Source organism: Pseudomonas brassicacearum (assembly GCF_003732175.1).
Taxonomy (GTDB): domain Bacteria; phylum Pseudomonadota; class Gammaproteobacteria; order Pseudomonadales; family Pseudomonadaceae; genus Aquipseudomonas; species Aquipseudomonas brassicacearum_G.
The window spans coordinates 108,202-125,050 of the sequence record NZ_MOBI01000016.1; the positions used below are offsets into that span (position 1 = coordinate 108,202).

Below are 16,849 nucleotides of genomic sequence, written 5' to 3' on the forward strand. Positions count from 1 at the left end.
CTGCCCCGCAGCGCCTGATCAGCTGCGGGCGAACGCCACGGCCTTGTGGAACTGCTCATCGCTGGGACGCACGCCGGTGTACAGCACAAACTGCTCAAGCGCCTGAATGGCAATGACTTCAAGCCCGGTGATGACCCGTTTTCCTGCGGCACGAGCGCGCACGATCAGCGGCGTTTCCGAGGGGATCGCCACCACATCGAAGACAGTCTCGGCAGCATCAATGGCGTCAGCGTCAAAGGACAGTTGATCGGCCTCCGCGCCACCGCTCATGCCAATCGGCGTGACATTGACCAACATCCGCGGACGCTCACTGCCGAGCGCTGCTTGCCAGCGATAACCCAGCGAGTCGGCCAAGGCGCGCCCAGCACTTTCGTTACGCGCCACGATCAGGCCGTTTTGATAGCCACCGTCGCGCAAGGCACTGGCCACCGCTTTGGCCATCCCGCCGCTGCCGCGCAAGGCGAACGTCGAGTCCTGCGGCACCGCATGGGTTTTCAGCAATTGCTCGATGGCGATGTAATCGGTGTTGTAAGCCTTGAGGTGACCGTTGGTGTTAACGATGGTGTTGATCGAGGCAATGGCTTGCGCCGACGTGTCCAGCTCATCGACCAGTGCGATGCAGGCTTCCTTGAAGGGCATCGATACGCCGCAGCCGCGAATACCCAGGGCACGAATCCCGCCAATCGCCCCCGGCAGATCCTGACTGCTGAACGCCTTGTAATAGAAATTCAGGCCCAGTTGCTCATACAGATGGTTGTGGAAACGCAGGCCGAAATTCCCGGGGCGCCCAGACAGTGACATGCACAGCTGGGTGTCTTTATTCGGGTTCATCAGCATGTGGTTCTCCTTCAAATTACACTTTCAGATGGACGGGATTGGCCATGGCATCGGGTTTATCCGATCATAGCGAGGCCTCTGGCCCGGCGGGTATGTAAAGGTAAAGATGCCGGTACAGACCTTACACAATATTTACTCTGACGCGTCGCAGATTCGCCAAAAAACGCTGTCATAGAGTTATCCCCGCAACTATCCTTGAACCTATTGAAGGCTCAAGCGCGTTGGGGCGAAAACACGAGGAATTATCATGATCCGCAAACTCCCTGTAATAGCCTTGCTGATCGGTGCATTTGCTGTCGCAGGACAGGCGCAAGCCCATGGCTACTATTATGGTCATGGCCGTGGCGGCGGCTGGGGCTGGGGTGCACCGCTCGCCGTCGGCGCTGTGGTAGGCGCGGTGGTCGCGGGATCAGTCATGGCCAACGAGCGTCCGGTTTACGTACAACAACAACCGGTCTACGTTCAACCGCAGCCAGTCTACGTTCAACCGCAGCCGGTGTACGTCCAGCCCGCACCGGTTTACGTCCAGCCACAGGGGTATTACGTTCAGCCCCGTTACTGAAACCCAGGCTGGTAATCACTGCCAGTTACACAACACAGGCTCCGTCTCGACGGGGCCTGTTTTCGTTCTGCGCTCAGAACAATGTCTGAATAAATCTCGCCAAGGTCGCTACCGGGACAGTGACTGCAGTTAAATTTGGCATGATTGATCCGACGAATGCCCTGGCTTGTGCGCTATAACCGTCATATTTATGTCATGACAGTTCAGCAAGCTTTGAATTGTCCGTAATAAACGGTTCATAACAACAAGGACGACCCTTATGCCCACGCAAAACCCGCACCGCATTGTTGGACTCTGTACCTCAAGCAAGGTCTATAACGCATTGACTGAGCTCAAACACCTGGAAGGCCATCGCAGCGCCAAGTTTCTCTCGCTGCTCGCCGAAAACCTGGTGCGCAAAGGCCTGCTCAATGATCACGAAGTGATGAACATGCTCGACCAGGTCGTCGACTGACAGCGGCCATTCGCCACGTTGTCGTCAATGTCCACTATCGAGCGCGTTGATTTTCCGTTGAACCACCGGGTCAGTAAGGTAGCTCCATAGATTGATGGAGGTACTTATGCCCAAGGTTCAGATCATGTCCGTTATTGGTAGCGCCGTTCCCGCACCGCTCAGAGAGCTGGGATTGCTCGCCTGTTGGTATCTGGTTCAGGACGGCGTCGCGATCAGCGGCCCGCTCACTTCACTGCCCGCCGCCCAGGCCCTGTCGCAACGTATCGGCACCTACGCGCTGGGCGCTTAAGGCAACTGCACGCGTGGCCTGGTTTCGATGTACAAGTCCCAACTCGACATGAACAGCGCGGCGATCAACGGCCCAATGACAAAACCATTGAGCCCGAAGATCGCCAGACCGCCCAAGGTCGAGATCAGGACCAGGTAATCCGGCATCCTGGTGTCTTTACCCACCAGGATCGGCCGCAGCAGATTGTCCACCAGACTGATCACGAACACCCCGAACAAGCCCAGCACCACACCCTGCCAGATCGCGCCGCTGAGCAGGAACCAGGCAGTCACCGGCACCCAGACAATCGCCGCCCCCACCGCTGGCAACAGTGACAGAAACGCCATTATCACCGCCCAGAGCAATGCACTGGGAATGTCCAGAAACCAGAAAATCAACCCACCCAGCGCGCCTTGTGTGATCGCCATCAGCAGGTTGCCTTTGACCGTGGCTCGTACCACGCGATTGAACTTGAGCTGCAGGCGGCGCTTTTGATGTTCCGCCAACGGCACGGCCGCGCGGACATTGCGCGCTAGTTCGGCACCGTCGCGCAGAAAGAAGAACAACAGGTAGAGCATGATAAAAAAGCTCACCACAACGTCGACAGTGCCCTGACCGAAGCTGAACGCCTTACTGGCGAAAAACTCGCTGCCCTGCATCGCGGTCTTGACGATTTTTTCGCGCAAAGCGTTCAGCTCTCCCATGCCGAAGCGATCCAGCAGATGCTGAAAATACGGCGGCAGGCTGTGTTTGAACTGCGCCAGATAGCTGGCGATGTCTAACTGGCCGCTCTCGATATTCTTGTAGATGCTCGCACCCTCCTGCACCAGCAAGATGCTGGTAATGACCACCGGCAAAATGGCAATGACCAGACAGATGCTCAAGGTGCAGAGGGCCGTCAGGTTACGGTGCCAGCCGAACTTCGCTTGCAGCCGACGCTGCAAGGGCGCGAAAACAATGCCGAGAATCACTGCCCAGAACACCGCGCCGTAGAACGGCAGCAGAATCCAGATGAAAGCGGCGGTCACCAACACCAGCAGCACCAGCAGTGATTTGTCTCGCCCAACGGTTTCATTCATGTCCGATCCCTGCCAGTAACACGCAGACACTGACTGACTCTTCAAAGTCAGTCGACTCGCCCGAGTGCCCTCTTTTGTTCACTCAGCATAGATCCAGATCAATAAACGCCCCGCGCAACTGCTCTACCCTCGCGAGCTTTTGTGATCGAGCCCCTCATGCCCCTCGCCACGCCTGAACTGCTTGCCCCTGCCGGCACCCTGAAAAACATGCGTTACGCCTTCGCCTATGGCGCCGATGCGGTCTACGCCGGCCAGCCGCGCTACAGCTTGCGTGTGCGCAATAACGAGTTCGATCATGCCAACCTGGCCCTCGGTATCCGCGAAGCCCAGGCCCAGGGCAAGCGATTCTATGTGGTGGTGAACATCGCCCCACACAATGCCAAGCTGAAAACCTTCCTCAAGGATCTTCAGCCGGTCATCGCCATGGCCCCGGATGCGCTGATCATGTCCGACCCCGGGCTGATCATGCTGGTGCGCCGGCATTTCCCGCAGATGCCGATTCACCTCTCGGTGCAAGCCAACACGGTGAACTGGGCCAGCGTCGAGTTCTGGCAGCAGCAAGGCTTGAGCCGGATCATCCTGTCGCGGGAGCTGTCGCTGGAAGAAATCGCCGAGATTCGCCAGCAAGTGCCCGCCATGGAGCTGGAAGTGTTCGTTCACGGCGCATTGTGCATGGCCTATTCCGGGCGCTGCCTGCTGTCGGGTTACATGAACAAGCGCGATGCCAACCAGGGCACCTGCACCAACGCCTGTCGCTGGAAATACTCCGCACAGCCGGCCACGGAAAACGTCGTGGGCGAGATCGTTCAGGTGTTCATCCCGGAGCCAACGCTGGGCATCGGCACGCCCACTGATCAAGTGTTTTTGCTACAGGAGGCCAACCGCCCCGATGAACTGATGCCGGCCTTCGAGGACGAGCACGGCACCTACATCATGAACGCCAAGGACCTGCGCGCCGTGCAGCATGTCGCTCGCTTGACGCAGATGGGCGTCCACTCGTTGAAGATCGAGGGCCGGACCAAATCGCACTTCTACTGCGCCCGGACCACTCAGGTCTACCGCCGCGCCATTGACGATGCCGTGGCCGGTCGCGAGTTCGATCGCAGCCTGATGACCGACCTCGAATCCCTGGCCCAGCGTGGCTATACCGAAGGATTCCTGCGCCGCCATGTGCACGACGAATACCAGAACTACCAGAACGGCAGCTCGGTGTCGGAGCGTCAGCAGTTTGTCGGTGAGCTGACCGGTGAGCTGACCGGTGAGCGCCGTGATCGGCTGGCCGAGGTCAAGGTGAAAAACCGCTTTGGTTTGGGCGATCACATGGAATTGATGACGCCCAAAGGCAATTTCCACTTCGACTTGCATCAGTTGCAAAGCGCTAAAGGCGAAGCAATTGAAGTGGCCCCGGGGGACGGGCACACCGTGTATCTACCGATTCCGGATGCGGTGGATTTGAAGTTCGGGTTGTTGATGCGCGATGTGCGTGAAGGTTGAAACCCACTCTAATTGATCGTTCCCACGCTCCGCGTGGGAATGCATCTCGTGACGCTCCGCGTCACTTTCAAAGCGGACGCGGAGCGTCCATGGCGGCGTTCCCACGCAGAGCGTGGGAACGATCGGGAAATATTTTCAGATCCTGAACTGCCCTACCAGCTTGCCCAACCGCTGGCCCAAATCCGCCAGGCTGCGGGAGGTTTGTGCGCCGAGCTGGGTTTCGTCGGCGACGCTGTCCACGGCGACAGCAATCTGATGCACGCTGCGGTTGATCTCTTCGGCCACCGCGGTTTGCTCTTCGGCAGCGCTGGCGATCTGCGCGTTCATCGAATTGATGGTTCCGATCAACTGCGCCATGGTGTCCAGCGAAGCGCCCGCCTGATTAGCCTGCGCCGAGGTGCCGTCACCGGCCTCGCTGGAGCGGCGCATGGCATCGACCGCCGACTGGGTGCCGGCCTGCAAGCGGTCGATCATGCCCTGAATTTCCTGAGTGCTTTGCTGCGTGCGACTGGCCAGCGCGCGCACCTCATCGGCGACCACCGCAAAGCCACGCCCGGCCTCACCGGCGCGAGCGGCTTCGATGGCAGCGTTCAGCGCCAGCAAGTTAGTCTGATCGGCAATCGAACGGATCACCCCCAGCACGCTGACAATCGACGACACGTCCTGCTGCAAACTGTCGAGAGAAACCCCGCTGCTGCGAATATCCTTCACCAGCGCATGGATCTGCGAAATGCTCCCGGCCACCACGCGCTTGGCCGCCTGACCTTCTTCGTCGGTTTGCTGGGCCGCAACCGCAGCGCCTTGGGCGCTTTTCGCCACTTCCTGCGCTGCCGCCGACATCTCGTTGATTGCCGTGGCCACCTGATCCGTCTCGTGACGTTGGCGCTCCATGGCCTGATCCGAACGCTGGGCCTGATCGGAGACCTGATTGACCAGCCCGGTCAGCTGCGACGTCATCTCGGTAATCTGCCGCACCAGGCTGTGAATTTTGTCGACAAAACGGTTGAACGAACCGGCCAGCTCGCCCAGTTCATCTTGAGAGGTAATCGCCAGCCGCCGCGTCAAATCGCCCTCGCCTGCCGCGATGTCATCCAGATTGGCCTTCATCAGGTGCAGCGGACGCAAAATGGTATTGGCCACAAACAGGCCGACCGCCGCGATCACCAGCAGCACCACCGCCGCGACGCCGACGATGCTCAGCAGCACGCCTTCCATGCGCTCGCGAACCTCGGTCTGGACCACGGCGACCTGGGCTTCGACACCATCGAGATTCACCGAGGTACCGATAGCCATGTCCCACTTGGACAGGTATTCGGTGTAACCCAGCTTGGGCACCAGGACTTTGCTATCGCCAGGCAACGGCGAGCTGTATTGCAGGTAGTGCGTACCGTCCTTGGCGACTTTCACCAGGTCACGGTTGACGTACACGCCGTTCGGATCGCGATTGTCCTTGAAGCTCTGGCCAACACCTTCCGGGCTGTTGGCCTTGAACAGGCGCACGGTGTTGGAGTCGTAGCCGAAGAAGTAACCGTCCTTGCCGTAGCTGATGCTCGACAGCAATTTGACCACTTGCGCGCGAGCCGCATCATCGCCAGGCGCTGCGGCGTCATACAGCGGTTTGATCGCCGTCATCGCCACCGCAACGTAACTCTGCAGGGTGGCCTTGGCATCGTTCATCAACCGCTGACGGGTTTCTTCGACTTCTTTACGGGCCTGCTCTTGCAAGATGAAGGCAGTGGTCAGACTGATCACCAGCGCAAAGAGCAACACCGGAAGGACGGAGAGGGACAAGACTTTGGCTTTAAGGCTCAGGCGCATGTGTTGTTCACTCTGGATATTATTGGCGTGGTTAAAGCATTAACGGCAGAGCAACGTAAAACTGTAGGCGTTGTCAGAGGATCATCGCTGCTACCCAGCCAAACGCCAGCAGCGGCAGGTTGTAGTGCAAAAACGTCGGGACCACGGTGTCCCAGATATGGTGATGCTGGCCGTCGATATTCAGACCGGAGGTCGGGCCCAGGGTCGAATCGGACGCTGGCGAACCGGCATCGCCCAAGGCGCCGGCAGTCCCGACGATGCAGACGATTGCCAACGGGCTGAAACCCAGTTGCACGCACAACGGCACGAAGATCGCCGCGAGAATCGGCACCGTAGAAAACGATGAACCGATGCCCATGGTCACCAGCAGGCCGACCAGCAACATCAGCAATGCACCGACGCCTTTACTGTGACCGATCCACGAAGCTGAGGCCTCAACCAGGGTTTTCACGTCGCCCGTGGCCTTCATGACCTCGGCGAAACCCGAGGCGGCGATCATGATGAAACCAATCATCGCCATCATCTTCATGCCTTCGGTGAACAGGTCGTCAGTCTCGCGCCAGCGTACGACGCCCGATACCGAGAAGATCAGAAACCCGGCCAGCGCGCCGATAATCATCGAGTCCAGCAGCAACTGAATGATGAACGCCGCGGCAATCGCCAGCCCCGCGACCATCAAGGTCAGCGGGTTGTATTGCACCGCGACCTGCTCGACCCGCTCGATTTTCTCCAGGTCATACACACGCTTCTTGCGGTAGCTGACGAACGCCATCAACAATCCGAACACCATGCCCAACGCAGGAATCCCCATGGCATGAGTGACGTTGACACCACTGATGTCCACCCCGCTTCGACTGACGTTGGCCAGCAAAATCTCATTCAGGAAGATGTTGCCAAAGCCCACCGGCAAGAACATGTACGGCGTGATCAGGCCAAAGGTCATGACGCAGGCAATCAGTCGGCGATCCAGTTGCAGCTTGGTCAGTACATAAAGAAGTGGCGGCACCAGCAGCGGAATGAAAGCGATGTGAATCGGCAGGACGTTCTGCGAAGCGATGGCCACGACCCAGAGCAACGCGATCAGCAGCCATTTGACCTGCCCACCACCCTCGGCGTCCTGCCGGTCGACCAGCAGCAAGGCTTTGTCCGCCAAGGCGTGGGCCAGGCCGGATTTGGCAATCGCCACCGCGAAAGCGCCGAGCAACGCGTAGGACAAGGCCACGGTCGCACCGCCGCCCAGGCCACTGTTGAAGGCCTTGAGCGTGGCATCGATACCCAGGCCGCCGGTCAAACCGCCCACCAGCGCGCCGACGATCAGCGCGATCACCACATGCACGCGGGACAGGCTGAGCACCAGCATGACGCCGACCGCGGCAATTACTGCATTAATCATCGTTACCTCAAAACATGGCGACGGGTAAATCCGGCGCAAACAGGATGAGTCCGTCCAGCCAGCTGCGTGAGCCGACGGCGGATTGAAGAGAGGGTTTTATTAGAGGGCGCGCACTGTGCCGCAGAGGGCCTGGCTTGTCAAAACCAACACCGATCCCGTAGGAGCTGCCGCAGGTTCGGGCCGCGTTCGGACGATCTTTTGACTTCACGGTGCTGGAAGATCAAAGGATCGCAGGCTGCGATCTTTCAGCGCTTAGGCAATAAAACCACCACCTTCAACCCGCCCCACTCGCTCTCCTGCAACACCAACTCCCCGCCCCACGCCTCGACGATATCGCGCACGATGCCCAATCCCAAACCATGCCCGTCAGTCTGCTCATCCAGGCGCGTGCCGCGACTGAACACCTGATCACGCTGCGCTTCGGGAATTCCCGGGCCATCGTCTTCTACCGCCAGCACAAACCCTTCAGCCGTCTCGACGATGCTCAAGCGCACCTCGGCATCCGCCCATTTGCAGGCGTTATCCAGCAGATTGCCGAGCAGCTCCAGCATATCCTCTCGATCCCAAGGCAAGTGCAAACCGGCCGGTGCGGTGGTATAGCCGAGGTGCAGGTGGTCGCCGTGGATCATGTTCAGGGTCGCCAGCAATCCCGGCAGCTCGGCAGCGCAATCGAACTGCGCACCCGGCAAGGCATCGCCGGCCAGGCGCGCGCGATTCAATTCGCGATTGAGTCGCTGCTGAACCTGTTCGAGTTGCTCGCGAAGCATCTTGCGCAGTTCGGGATGGGCCTCGAGTTTTTCGCACGCCGCCAGGCTCAACAGCACCGCCAGTGGTGTCTTCAGCGCATGACCGAGGTTACCCAGGGCATTGCGCGAGCGCTTGAGGCTGTCTTCGGTGTGCGCGAGCAAATGGTTGATCTGCGCCACCAAAGGCACCAATTCCAGCGGCACTTGATCGTCCAGTTGCGAGCGTTGCCCTTGTTGCAGCTGAGCGATCTGCTCGCGGGCGTTTTCCAGCGGTCGCAAAGCGCGCCGCACGGTGACACGCTGCAACACCAGAATCAGCAGCAACCCCGTCAGGCCCAACCCGAGCCCGACCTGGCGCATGCGCTGGAAGCTCTCGCGCACCGGGGTGTAGTCCTGCGCCACGCTGATGGAAATTGACTGCCCCAACCGCCGGTAGTCCGAGCGTAAAACCAGCAATTGCTGGCCTTCCGGGCCCAGTTGCAGGTTGCTGTGCAGCCCGGGATGATCGAGCAGCGGTAATTCCTGATCCCACAACGAACGTGAGCGCCAGTGATTGTCGGCAAAGTCGATATGGAAATAATGCCCGGAGAACGGTCGCTGGTAAGCTGGTGACAGACGTCGTTCATCCAGTTGCAAACCCTGCGGCCCCCGCACCAATGCCATCAGCAGGTTTTCGCTGTCATTGCGCAACCCGGCTTCCAGATAACGCTGCAAGCCCACTTCGAACAGCCACAAACTGGTTTGCGCCAGCACCAGACCGACCACCACCATGACGCTGATCAGTCCCAGGCTCAAACGCCGCTGAATCGACCTCACCGGGTTTGCCCACCGAACAGGTAACCCTGACCGCGACGGGTGTCGATCACGCTGCGGCCGAGTTTGCGGCGCAGGTGATTGACGTGAACTTCCAGCACGTTCGAGTCGCGTTCGGTTTCACCGTCGTAGAGGTGTTCGGCCAGGTGGCTTTTGGAAAGGATCTGCTCCGGGTGCAGCATGAAGTAGCGCAACAGGCGGAACTCGGCAGCGGTCAGCTGAATGTCGGCGCCGTCGCGAATCACGCATTGACGGCCCTCGTCCAACTGCAACCCGGCCGCCTTGAGCGTCGGTTGATTGGCGTGGCCATGGGAGCGTCGCAGCAACGCTTGAATCCGCAGATGCAGTTCTTCCGGGTGAAACGGTTTGCTCAGGTAGTCGTCGGCGCCAGCCTTGAGCCCTTCGATGCGTTCGGCCCAGGAGTCGCGCGCGGTCAGCACCAACACTGGCGTAGCCAGGCCCGCCGCCCGCCATTGGCCGAGCACCTCAAGCCCCGGCAACCCCGGCAGGCCCAGATCGAGAATGATCAGGTCGTAGGGTTCAGAGCGACCTTGATACACCGCATCGCGGCCATCGGCCAACCAGTCGACGGCGTAACCCTGGCGATCAAGCCCGGCCATCAATTCGTCGGCCAGCGGTACGTGGTCTTCCACCAGCAGCAGGCGCATCAGTCATCGTCCTTGTCTTTGATCAAGCGCCCAGTGGCGGCTTCGAGGTTCAGCTCCCGCACCACGCCGTCGGCGGTCAGCAACTCGACTTCGTAAATGTAGACCTCATGCTTTTCTTCAAGCCCGGCCTCGAGCAATTTAGCGCCGGGGTGGCGGTCCATGGCCTGCTGCAACAGCTGTTCAAGCGGTAGAATCACGCCTTTCTGACGCAGGCGCAGCGCTTCGTCCTGATCCAGGTCACGGGCCACCACCACCGAGCAAAATGCCAGGAGCGTCAGGGTCGCCAGACCATACGCGCGCAGATTAACCTTCATTACATATCCTGAGCATGGAGTGCCTGCGTATTCTTCATAAATTACCCGGGGCGTCACCCTAGCGGCATCAACTTAACTGAAACTGAATTGCCATCATTGCAGCGTTCACACTCCATTTCTGCCTATACAAACTCGTAGGAGCTGCCGCAGGCTGCGATCTTTTGATCTTTCACCCAATACTCAAGTGACATCGACAGTAAAGATCGCAGCCTACGGCAGCTCCTACGCCGAGTACGCCTTATAATCACCCGCTCGCCCGCACAGAGACCGGTATGACCGCCATCCACATCAAGTTCCCTGCCCTGACCCTCAAGGCCGGCCCTCGGGCTTTTACGCGGATTCGCGAAAACGGCTTGAGCGCCCAGGATGTCGGCACGCTACCCGGTGCCGCCGGTGGACCGAAAGCCCTGGGGATTCAAGGTCTGGACCTGGCGCTGTTCGGGCAGTGGCTGCCGGCCGCCCCGCGTGAGCGCTCGTTGATCGGTGCCTCGGTGGGCTCCTGGCGCTTCGCCAGCGCCTGCTTGCCAGACGCTGCCGAAGGCATCAGACGTCTCGGTGAGCTGTACAATGCGCAGAGTTTTGCCAAGGGCGTGAGCATGGCGCAGATCAGCCAGAGCTCGCGGCGCATGTTGCATGACTTGCTCGACGGGCGCGATGCGCTGCTGCTGGACAACCCGCTCTATCGGCTGAACATCATGCTTGTGAAAAGCCACGGCCTTCTCGCCGACGACCATCGCGGACGGCTCGGGCTGGGCTTGTCATCGGTGATCGCCGACAACCTGCGCGGACGCTCACGGTTGTCGCGGCACTTCGAACGGCTGATCGTGCATGACCCACGCCTGGCGCCACCGCTCAACGCGCTGAATGACTTCCCGTCGCGTTTCGTCCCGCTGAACGCCGGTAACTTGCGTCAGGCCTTGCTCGCGTCGGGTTCGATCCCGATGGTCATGGAAGGCGTACGTGATTTGCCCGGTGCGGGCGCGGGAACTTATCGCGATGGCGGCTTGCTGGATTACCACCTCGACTTGCCGTACAGCGGTGACGACATCGTGCTTTACCCGCACTTCACCGATCGGGTGATTCCCGGCTGGTTCGACAAAACCCTGCCATGGCGACGCGGCAATTCCGGGCGTTTGCAGGATGTGCTGCTGGTGGCACCCTCGAAGTCCTACCTGTCGCGCCTGCCCTACGGAAAATTACCCGACCGGAACGACTTCAAGCGTTTCATGGGGGACCCGGCCAGCCGCCAGAAATACTGGAAAACCGCCATGGACGAGAGCCAGCGGCTCGGCGACGAGTTCCTCGAACTGACTGTCAGCGGGCGTTTGGGTGAGCAGCTGCTGACCCTTTAGTCAGTGTTTTCCCGCAACCCGGAACCCAAGCTGTTAAACTCGCGACCTGCCCCATCGCCGCGGGCGATAGCCACCTGACAGAGCTCAAACCACTGTGGAAATCTTCAAAGAGTTTACCTTCGAATCCGCCCACCGCCTACCTCACGTCCCGGAAGGCCACAAGTGCGGCCGCCTGCACGGTCACTCGTTCAAAGTGGCGATTCACCTGAGCGGCGACCTCGATCCGCACACTGGCTGGATCCGCGATTTCTCGGAAATCAAAGCGATCTTCAAGCCGCTCTACGAGCGTCTGGACCACAACTACCTGAACGATATTCCCGGCCTGGAAAACCCGACCAGCGAAGTCCTGGCCAAGTGGATCTGGAATGAGTTGAAGCCATTGCTGCCGGAACTCAGCGCGATTCGCATCCACGAAACCTGCACCAGCGGTTGCATCTACCACGGCGAATAAGCCTGGGGATCAAAAAAACCACCGAGACCGGTGGTTTTTTTATGCCTATGATTCAGGCACTCACTGACGCTATCGATCGAGAAAAGGACCCGCCCCCATGCACATCATCAACGCCCGCCTGCGCAATCATGAAGGCCTGCATGAACTGCACCTGGAAAACGGCCTGATCACCAACATCGCCCGTCAGACCGAAGCGCCGACCCTCGGCCCCGAAGACCTCGATGCGGGCGGCAATCTGGTGGTGCCGCCCTTCGTCGAGCCGCACATTCACCTCGACGCGACGCTGACCGCCGGTGAACCGCGCTGGAACATGAGCGGCACGTTGTTCGAAGGCATCGAATGCTGGGGTGAGCGCAAGGCGACCATCACCGCTGAAGACACCAAGACCCGCGCCAAAAAGACCATCAGCGCCCTCGCCGCCCACGGCATCCAGCATGTGCGCACCCACGTCGACGTGACCGATCCTGCACTGACCGCGCTCAAGGCGATGCTTGAAGTGCGTGAAGAGAGTCGACACCTGATCGACCTGCAAATCGTCGCCTTCCCTCAGGAAGGCATTGAATCCTATCGCAATGGCCGCGATTTGATGGAGGAAGCCATTCTCCTCGGTGCCGACGTGATCGGCGGGATTCCGCATTTCGAGTACACCCGCGATCAAGGTGTCAGTTCGGTGAAATTCCTGATGGACCTGGCCGAGCGCACCGGCTGCCTGGTGGATGTGCATTGCGACGAAACCGACGACCCGCACTCACGCTTTCTAGAAGTGCTGGCCGAAGAAGCGCGCAGCCGCGACATGGGTTCACGGGTGACCGCCAGCCATACCACGGCCATGGGCTCCTACGACAACGCTTACTGCGCCAAGCTCTTTCGCCTGCTCGGGCATTCGGGGATCAGTTTTGTTTCCTGTCCGACCGAAAGCATTCACCTGCAAGGGCGCTTCGACAATTTCCCGAAACGCCGAGGTGTCACCCGGGTCAACGAGTTGCTCGAAGCCGGAATGAACGTGTGTTTCGGTCAGGATTCGATCGTTGATCCGTGGTATCCGCTGGGCAACGGCAACATCCTGCGGGTGCTCGAAGCCGGCCTGCACATCTGCCACATGCTCGGTTACCGCAACCTGCAAACCGCGCTGGACCTGGTGACCGATAACAGCGCCAAGGCCATGGCCCTGGGCGATCGTTACGGACTGGAGCCGGGGCGTCCGGCGAACTTGCTGATCCTGTCGGCGGACAGCGATTACGAGGTCATCCGCAGCCAGGGCTTGCCGCTGTATTCGATTCGTGGCGGGAAAGTGTTGATGAAACGGCAGATGCCGGTGGTCGAGTTTTTCGGCTGACCGGGCTGACGCCATCGCGAGCAGGCTCGCTCCCACAAGGGAACTGCGGCGATCACAAACACTGTGAACGACATAGAACCAGTGTGGGAGCGAGCCTGCTCGCGATAGCGATCTGACCGGCACCGCAGAATCAGGGCATCAACCGCGCCGTACCAAACAAACTGACCCGGCTGAGTTCTCCACCCTGCTCTTCGAGCAACACCGGCGCCGTACCGCCGGGCATAACCACCGCCACAGTCCCCGCCGTCACCCAACCGACACTCCACGCCGCGCAGGCCACCGCACTGGCGCTGGTGCCGGAAGATTCGGTCGGCCCTTCCCCACGTTCGAAGACTCGAGCGGCAATGCGATTCTCGGATTCCAGCCTCGCCCATTGCAGATTGACGCCCGCCGGACAAGGCTCGCCAGTCCCACTCGGTGGCGCGAAGGCGATGCGCGTGAGGTCGGTCAACAACCCAGGCTCGCGCATCTGCTCATTGCTCGGCAACGCCTCGGCATCCGCCACCAGCGTCACACAATGGGGATTACCGATCCGCACGAACTGGCTGTGAGCCCAAAGTGGATTCAGCCGCGCGAGCGGCGGCACATGGCTCAACTCACGTTGATTCAGTGTCCGCGTCTCGACCGCCAGAGCCCCCACAGCATTCGGCCCGAAGGCCGGTTTGCCGAGGTCCAGCCAGAAACCCTGTACGCCGTCGACCTGCGCCGGCTCGACCGAGGTTTCGACAGGAGACACGGTATCGCCTTGGTCATGGTGAACCTTGAGCAGACAACGCCCCTGCGCCGGCATCAAGCCCTGCTCGGTCAGCGCCTGGGCAAAAATCGTCAGGCCGTTGCCACTGCGCTCGGCCAACGTCCCGTCGGTGTTGACGATCAACAGGTCAAACGGTGGCGCCGCCTGAAACGGGCCGACCAGCAAACCATCTGAACGATGCTCCTTGGCACCGGCCGGTTGGGTGCCGGGGGCCCAACTGCAAAACGCTTCCACCGCAGACAGCGCCCAGTCGGCACGGTTTTGCGCCGACTGGCTGGCATCCTCCGGCAGATTGATCCCGCGCTGGCGCAAATCGTGTGGGCTGACAACGGCGTAGATATTCCCGCGGGCATCGAAAAGCGAGGTCATGGACAGGTCCTGAGTGAGGTCTGGAACACGACGCTACTGTAAGCGCTGGCGACTCGAATCACACCCGCAGAACCTCAAGGTCGTCTGACGGTCACTGATGTGCAAGGATGTGACCCTGATCACAGCCTCCCCCGAAGTACCAAGGATTTTCATGACCGCCATCATCCCTCCCGTCTCCGTCCGTCCCGGACGCCTCGAACAGAGGTCGACGCGCATCGCCTTCTTTATTGCCGGGTTCGGCATCGCCGCGTGGGCGCCGCTGGTGCCATACGCCAAAGCCCGGGCCGGGCTCGATGACGGCACGCTCGGCTTGTTGTTGCTGTGCCTGGGAGTCGGTTCGATTCTGGCGATGCCGATGGCCGGTATGCTGGCCTCGCGCTTCGGCTGTCGACGGGTGCTCAGTGGCGGCACGCTGTTGATCTGCCTGGCACTGCCGCTGCTGGCGACGGTGTCGTCGATCCCGCTGCTGATCGCTGCGCTGTTCCTGTTCGGTGCCGGGTTGGGCACGGTGGATTCGACGGTGAACCTGCAAGCGGTGATCGTCGAGCGAGCCAGCGGCAAGACCATGATGTCGGGCTTTCACGGCTTGTTCAGCCTCGGCGGGATCGTTGGCGCGGCCGGTGTCAGCGCCCTGCTCGGCCTGGGTATTTCGCCGTTGGGCGCGACCTTGGTGGTGATCGTGTTTCTGCTGGTGTCGTTGCTCAAGGCTGCGCCCCATCTACTGCCCTACGGCAGCGAAAGCACGGGGCCGGCGTTCGCCATTCCCCACGGCGTGGTGCTGTTTATCGGCAGCCTGTGTTTTATCGTGTTCCTGGCCGAAGGCGCGGTGCTGGACTGGAGCGCGGTGTTCCTGACCTCAGAGCGTCATCTCGACACCGCGTATGCCGGACTGGGCTATGCCGCGTTTGCCTTGACCATGACGGTCGGACGGCTGACGGGCGATGCCATCGTGCACAAGCTGGGGGCCACGCGCGTGATTGTGTTTGGCGGTTTGACCGCGGCTGCCGGTTTGCTGCTGGCAACGTTGGCACCGGCCTGGGAAGCCGCGCTGATTGGTTACGCGCTGGTCGGCGTCGGCTGCTCGAACATCGTGCCGGTGCTGTACACCGCTGTCGGCAAACAGAACGTCATGCCGGAAAACATCGCAGTGCCCGCCATCACGACGTTGGGGTATGCGGGCATTCTGGCAGGGCCTGCAGTGATCGGCTTTATCGCCCATGGCAGCAGCTTGAGTTTTGCTTTCGGATTGATAGCGGTGTTGCTGCTGGCGGTGGCGGTCGGTGGCAAGGCGTTGAAGGTTTGAATCAATAAAGCAAAAGATCGCAGCCTGCGGCAGCTCCTACAGTGGTGTACACCATCCCATCGTAGGTGCTGCCGCAGGCTGCGATCTTGAACAGCGGGCTGTTTAGAAACGCAGCGTGGCACCGGTGGCAAGCCACTGTTCGCGGTCATTGTTCAGGTGGCGTCCGACCACCAGATCGATATCAACCTTTTTGCCCAGATGCAGACGAGGTCCGGCCTGCCAGCCCTGGTCTCCACCCTGCTGGCCGAAGCGTTCGGCAATCAGCGTCAGGGATTCGGCCAGCGCGTACTCAACGCCTGTGCCCCAGGTCCAACTGCGTTTCTGTCTGCCGTCGTCGTATTCATGGGTCCAGCCGGTACTGACGTTCAGGCGCAACGACTCGACAGGTTGATACGTCATGGGCAGGGTCAGGTCGGCGCCATCGAAGGAGTGCCGGCGGTTGAGGGCAAAATGCGCGCCTGCGGCAAGGGCCACCTCCAGCCCCAGATCGTCATCGCTGAAGACCTGCGCCTTGATCTTCGGGCTGACTTGGGTCTCCCTGTCGCCATCGTCGTGACCGTGGGACACCGCGGCGCCGAACTGCACCGAGGGCAGTGCCTTGAACGTGCAGTCATGGGACAGCTCCGTTTCATGGTTCGATTGTTGGTGGCGCTGGCTTTTGTACCAGACGTCGACGTTGCATTCGCCGGGGGCGTTGATCGAACCGTCGTCGACCACATAGGGGCCACCGGCGGCATGGGCTTTGGACGACAGTATCAACAGGAGGGAGACGCCAACGGCCACACCGACAAACACCAGGTTTTGCCGCATGACCCCGCGTTTGTGGGGAGACAGATCT

17 protein-coding genes and 1 pseudogene are annotated in these 16,849 nt (G+C 60.4%); 8 read left to right on the forward strand and 10 right to left on the reverse strand.

Annotation, left to right across the window (positions count from 1 at the left end; translation table 11 throughout):
• Positions 1-18: 18 nt before the first annotated feature.
• Positions 19-837: a shikimate 5-dehydrogenase gene (locus BK658_RS15005; RefSeq protein WP_123582950.1), complete on the reverse strand. Its 819-nt coding sequence runs from the start codon at positions 835-837 to the stop codon at positions 19-21.
• A gap of 247 nt (positions 838-1,084) precedes the next feature.
• Here BK658_RS15005 and BK658_RS15010 point away from each other — a divergent pair, with 247 nt between their 5' ends.
• The 3 genes from BK658_RS15010 (at position 1,085) to BK658_RS15020 (ending at position 2,142) form a co-directional block, all read left to right on the forward strand.
• Positions 1,085-1,399 (forward strand): hypothetical protein, encoded by a 315-nt coding sequence (locus BK658_RS15010; RefSeq protein WP_123582951.1) that lies wholly within the window; start codon positions 1,085-1,087, stop codon positions 1,397-1,399.
• Between the two features lie 259 nt (positions 1,400-1,658).
• Positions 1,659-1,853 carry a hypothetical protein gene (locus tag BK658_RS15015; RefSeq protein ID WP_054596479.1) on the forward strand — a complete coding sequence of 65 codons (195 nt, stop codon included), beginning with the start codon at positions 1,659-1,661 and terminating at the stop codon, positions 1,851-1,853.
• Between the two features lie 106 nt (positions 1,854-1,959).
• The gene (locus BK658_RS15020; protein WP_019692817.1) at positions 1,960-2,142 is read left to right on the forward strand and encodes a hypothetical protein; all 183 of its coding nucleotides are present in this window, start codon (positions 1,960-1,962) and stop codon (positions 2,140-2,142) included.
• Here the strand turns inward: BK658_RS15020 and BK658_RS15025 are convergent.
• On the reverse strand, positions 2,139-3,200 hold the full coding sequence (locus BK658_RS15025) for an AI-2E family transporter (RefSeq protein ID WP_123582952.1): 1,062 nt from the start codon (positions 3,198-3,200) through the stop codon (positions 2,139-2,141). The genes BK658_RS15020 and BK658_RS15025 overlap by 4 nt on opposite strands.
• A 156-nt stretch (positions 3,201-3,356) precedes the next feature.
• On the opposite strand from BK658_RS15025, the gene trhP reads away from it, so the two are divergent.
• The gene (gene trhP / locus BK658_RS15030; protein ID WP_123582953.1) at positions 3,357-4,694 is read left to right on the forward strand and encodes a prephenate-dependent tRNA uridine(34) hydroxylase TrhP; all 1,338 of its coding nucleotides are present in this window, start codon (positions 3,357-3,359) and stop codon (positions 4,692-4,694) included.
• Positions 4,695-4,829: 135 nt separating this feature from the next.
• On the opposite strand, the gene BK658_RS30785 is transcribed toward trhP, so the two are convergent.
• From BK658_RS30785 to BK658_RS15055, 6 genes and pseudogenes are all read right to left on the reverse strand, one after another.
• Positions 4,830-5,651: a methyl-accepting chemotaxis protein gene (locus BK658_RS30785; RefSeq protein ID WP_371917673.1), complete on the reverse strand. Its 822-nt coding sequence runs from the start codon at positions 5,649-5,651 to the stop codon at positions 4,830-4,832.
• Between the two features lie 36 nt (positions 5,652-5,687).
• Positions 5,688-6,512: pseudogene (locus BK658_RS30790) on the reverse strand (cache domain-containing protein); the annotation flags it as partial.
• 73 nt (positions 6,513-6,585) lie between these two features.
• On the reverse strand, positions 6,586-7,902 hold the full coding sequence (locus BK658_RS15040; RefSeq protein WP_185019837.1) for a Na+/H+ antiporter family protein: 1,317 nt from the start codon (positions 7,900-7,902) through the stop codon (positions 6,586-6,588).
• 248 nt (positions 7,903-8,150) lie between these two features.
• Positions 8,151-9,467, reverse strand: coding sequence for an ATP-binding protein (locus BK658_RS15045; RefSeq protein WP_123582956.1), 1,317 nt, complete (start codon positions 9,465-9,467; stop codon positions 8,151-8,153).
• Positions 9,464-10,132, reverse strand: a complete 669-nt coding sequence (locus BK658_RS15050) for a response regulator transcription factor (RefSeq protein ID WP_123582957.1) — start codon at positions 10,130-10,132, stop codon at positions 9,464-9,466. Before BK658_RS15050 ends, BK658_RS15045 begins: the two co-directional genes overlap by 4 nt.
• Positions 10,132-10,446 (reverse strand): PepSY domain-containing protein, encoded by a 315-nt coding sequence (locus BK658_RS15055; protein WP_123582958.1) that lies wholly within the window; start codon positions 10,444-10,446, stop codon positions 10,132-10,134. Before BK658_RS15055 ends, BK658_RS15050 begins: the two co-directional genes overlap by 1 nt.
• Before the next feature lie 272 nt (positions 10,447-10,718).
• Here BK658_RS15055 and BK658_RS15060 point away from each other — a divergent pair, with 272 nt between their 5' ends.
• The 3 genes from BK658_RS15060 (at position 10,719) to codA (ending at position 13,585) form a co-directional block, all read left to right on the forward strand.
• Complete coding sequence (locus BK658_RS15060; protein WP_123582959.1) at positions 10,719-11,798, forward strand: patatin-like phospholipase family protein; 1,080 nt, start codon at positions 10,719-10,721, stop codon at positions 11,796-11,798.
• A 94-nt stretch (positions 11,799-11,892) separates the two neighbouring features.
• A complete protein-coding gene (gene queD / locus BK658_RS15065; protein WP_019692825.1) occupies positions 11,893-12,249 on the forward strand; it encodes a 6-carboxytetrahydropterin synthase QueD in 357 nt (118 codons plus the stop codon).
• Between the two features lie 97 nt (positions 12,250-12,346).
• Entirely contained in the window at positions 12,347-13,585 is a 1,239-nt protein-coding gene (gene codA, locus BK658_RS15070) for a cytosine deaminase (RefSeq protein ID WP_123582960.1), read from the forward strand.
• A gap of 130 nt (positions 13,586-13,715) precedes the next feature.
• Here the strand turns inward: codA and BK658_RS15075 are convergent, their stop codons facing one another.
• A complete protein-coding gene (locus tag BK658_RS15075; protein ID WP_123582961.1) occupies positions 13,716-14,708 on the reverse strand; it encodes a diaminopimelate epimerase in 993 nt (330 codons plus the stop codon).
• A 151-nt stretch (positions 14,709-14,859) separates the two neighbouring features.
• Between BK658_RS15075 and BK658_RS15080 the strand changes: the two genes are divergently transcribed.
• Positions 14,860-16,011 (forward strand): MFS transporter, encoded by a 1,152-nt coding sequence (locus tag BK658_RS15080; protein ID WP_123582962.1) that lies wholly within the window; start codon positions 14,860-14,862, stop codon positions 16,009-16,011.
• 102 nt (positions 16,012-16,113) lie between these two features.
• On the opposite strand, the gene BK658_RS15085 is transcribed toward BK658_RS15080, so the two are convergent.
• Positions 16,114-16,821 (reverse strand): transporter, encoded by a 708-nt coding sequence (locus tag BK658_RS15085; protein WP_123582963.1) that lies wholly within the window; start codon positions 16,819-16,821, stop codon positions 16,114-16,116.
• Positions 16,822-16,849 lie beyond the last annotated feature (28 nt).

Excerpts from the sequence above, each read along its gene's own strand:
- BK658_RS15005 (WP_123582950.1), bottom strand. The coding sequence starts at position 837 with ATGCTGATGAACCCGAATAAAGACACCCAGCTGTGCATGTCACTGTCT.
- BK658_RS15010 (WP_123582951.1), top strand. The coding sequence starts at position 1,085 with ATGATCCGCAAACTCCCTGTAATAGCCTTGCTGATCGGTGCATTTGCT.
- BK658_RS15015 (WP_054596479.1), top strand. The coding sequence starts at position 1,659 with ATGCCCACGCAAAACCCGCACCGCATTGTTGGACTCTGTACCTCAAGC.
- BK658_RS15020 (WP_019692817.1), top strand. The coding sequence starts at position 1,960 with ATGCCCAAGGTTCAGATCATGTCCGTTATTGGTAGCGCCGTTCCCGCA.
- BK658_RS15025 (WP_123582952.1), bottom strand. The coding sequence starts at position 3,200 with ATGAATGAAACCGTTGGGCGAGACAAATCACTGCTGGTGCTGCTGGTG.
- trhP (WP_123582953.1), top strand. The coding sequence starts at position 3,357 with ATGCCCCTCGCCACGCCTGAACTGCTTGCCCCTGCCGGCACCCTGAAA.
- BK658_RS30785 (WP_371917673.1), bottom strand. The coding sequence starts at position 5,651 with ATGACGTCGCAGCTGACCGGGCTGGTCAATCAGGTCTCCGATCAGGCC.
- BK658_RS15050 (WP_123582957.1), bottom strand. The coding sequence starts at position 10,132 with ATGCGCCTGCTGCTGGTGGAAGACCACGTACCGCTGGCCGACGAATTG.
- BK658_RS15055 (WP_123582958.1), bottom strand. The coding sequence starts at position 10,446 with ATGAAGGTTAATCTGCGCGCGTATGGTCTGGCGACCCTGACGCTCCTG.
- BK658_RS15060 (WP_123582959.1), top strand. The coding sequence starts at position 10,719 with ATGACCGCCATCCACATCAAGTTCCCTGCCCTGACCCTCAAGGCCGGC.
- codA (WP_123582960.1), top strand. The coding sequence starts at position 12,347 with ATGCACATCATCAACGCCCGCCTGCGCAATCATGAAGGCCTGCATGAA.
- BK658_RS15075 (WP_123582961.1), bottom strand. The coding sequence starts at position 14,708 with ATGACCTCGCTTTTCGATGCCCGCGGGAATATCTACGCCGTTGTCAGC.
- BK658_RS15080 (WP_123582962.1), top strand. The coding sequence starts at position 14,860 with ATGACCGCCATCATCCCTCCCGTCTCCGTCCGTCCCGGACGCCTCGAA.
- BK658_RS15085 (WP_123582963.1), bottom strand. The coding sequence starts at position 16,821 with ATGCGGCAAAACCTGGTGTTTGTCGGTGTGGCCGTTGGCGTCTCCCTC.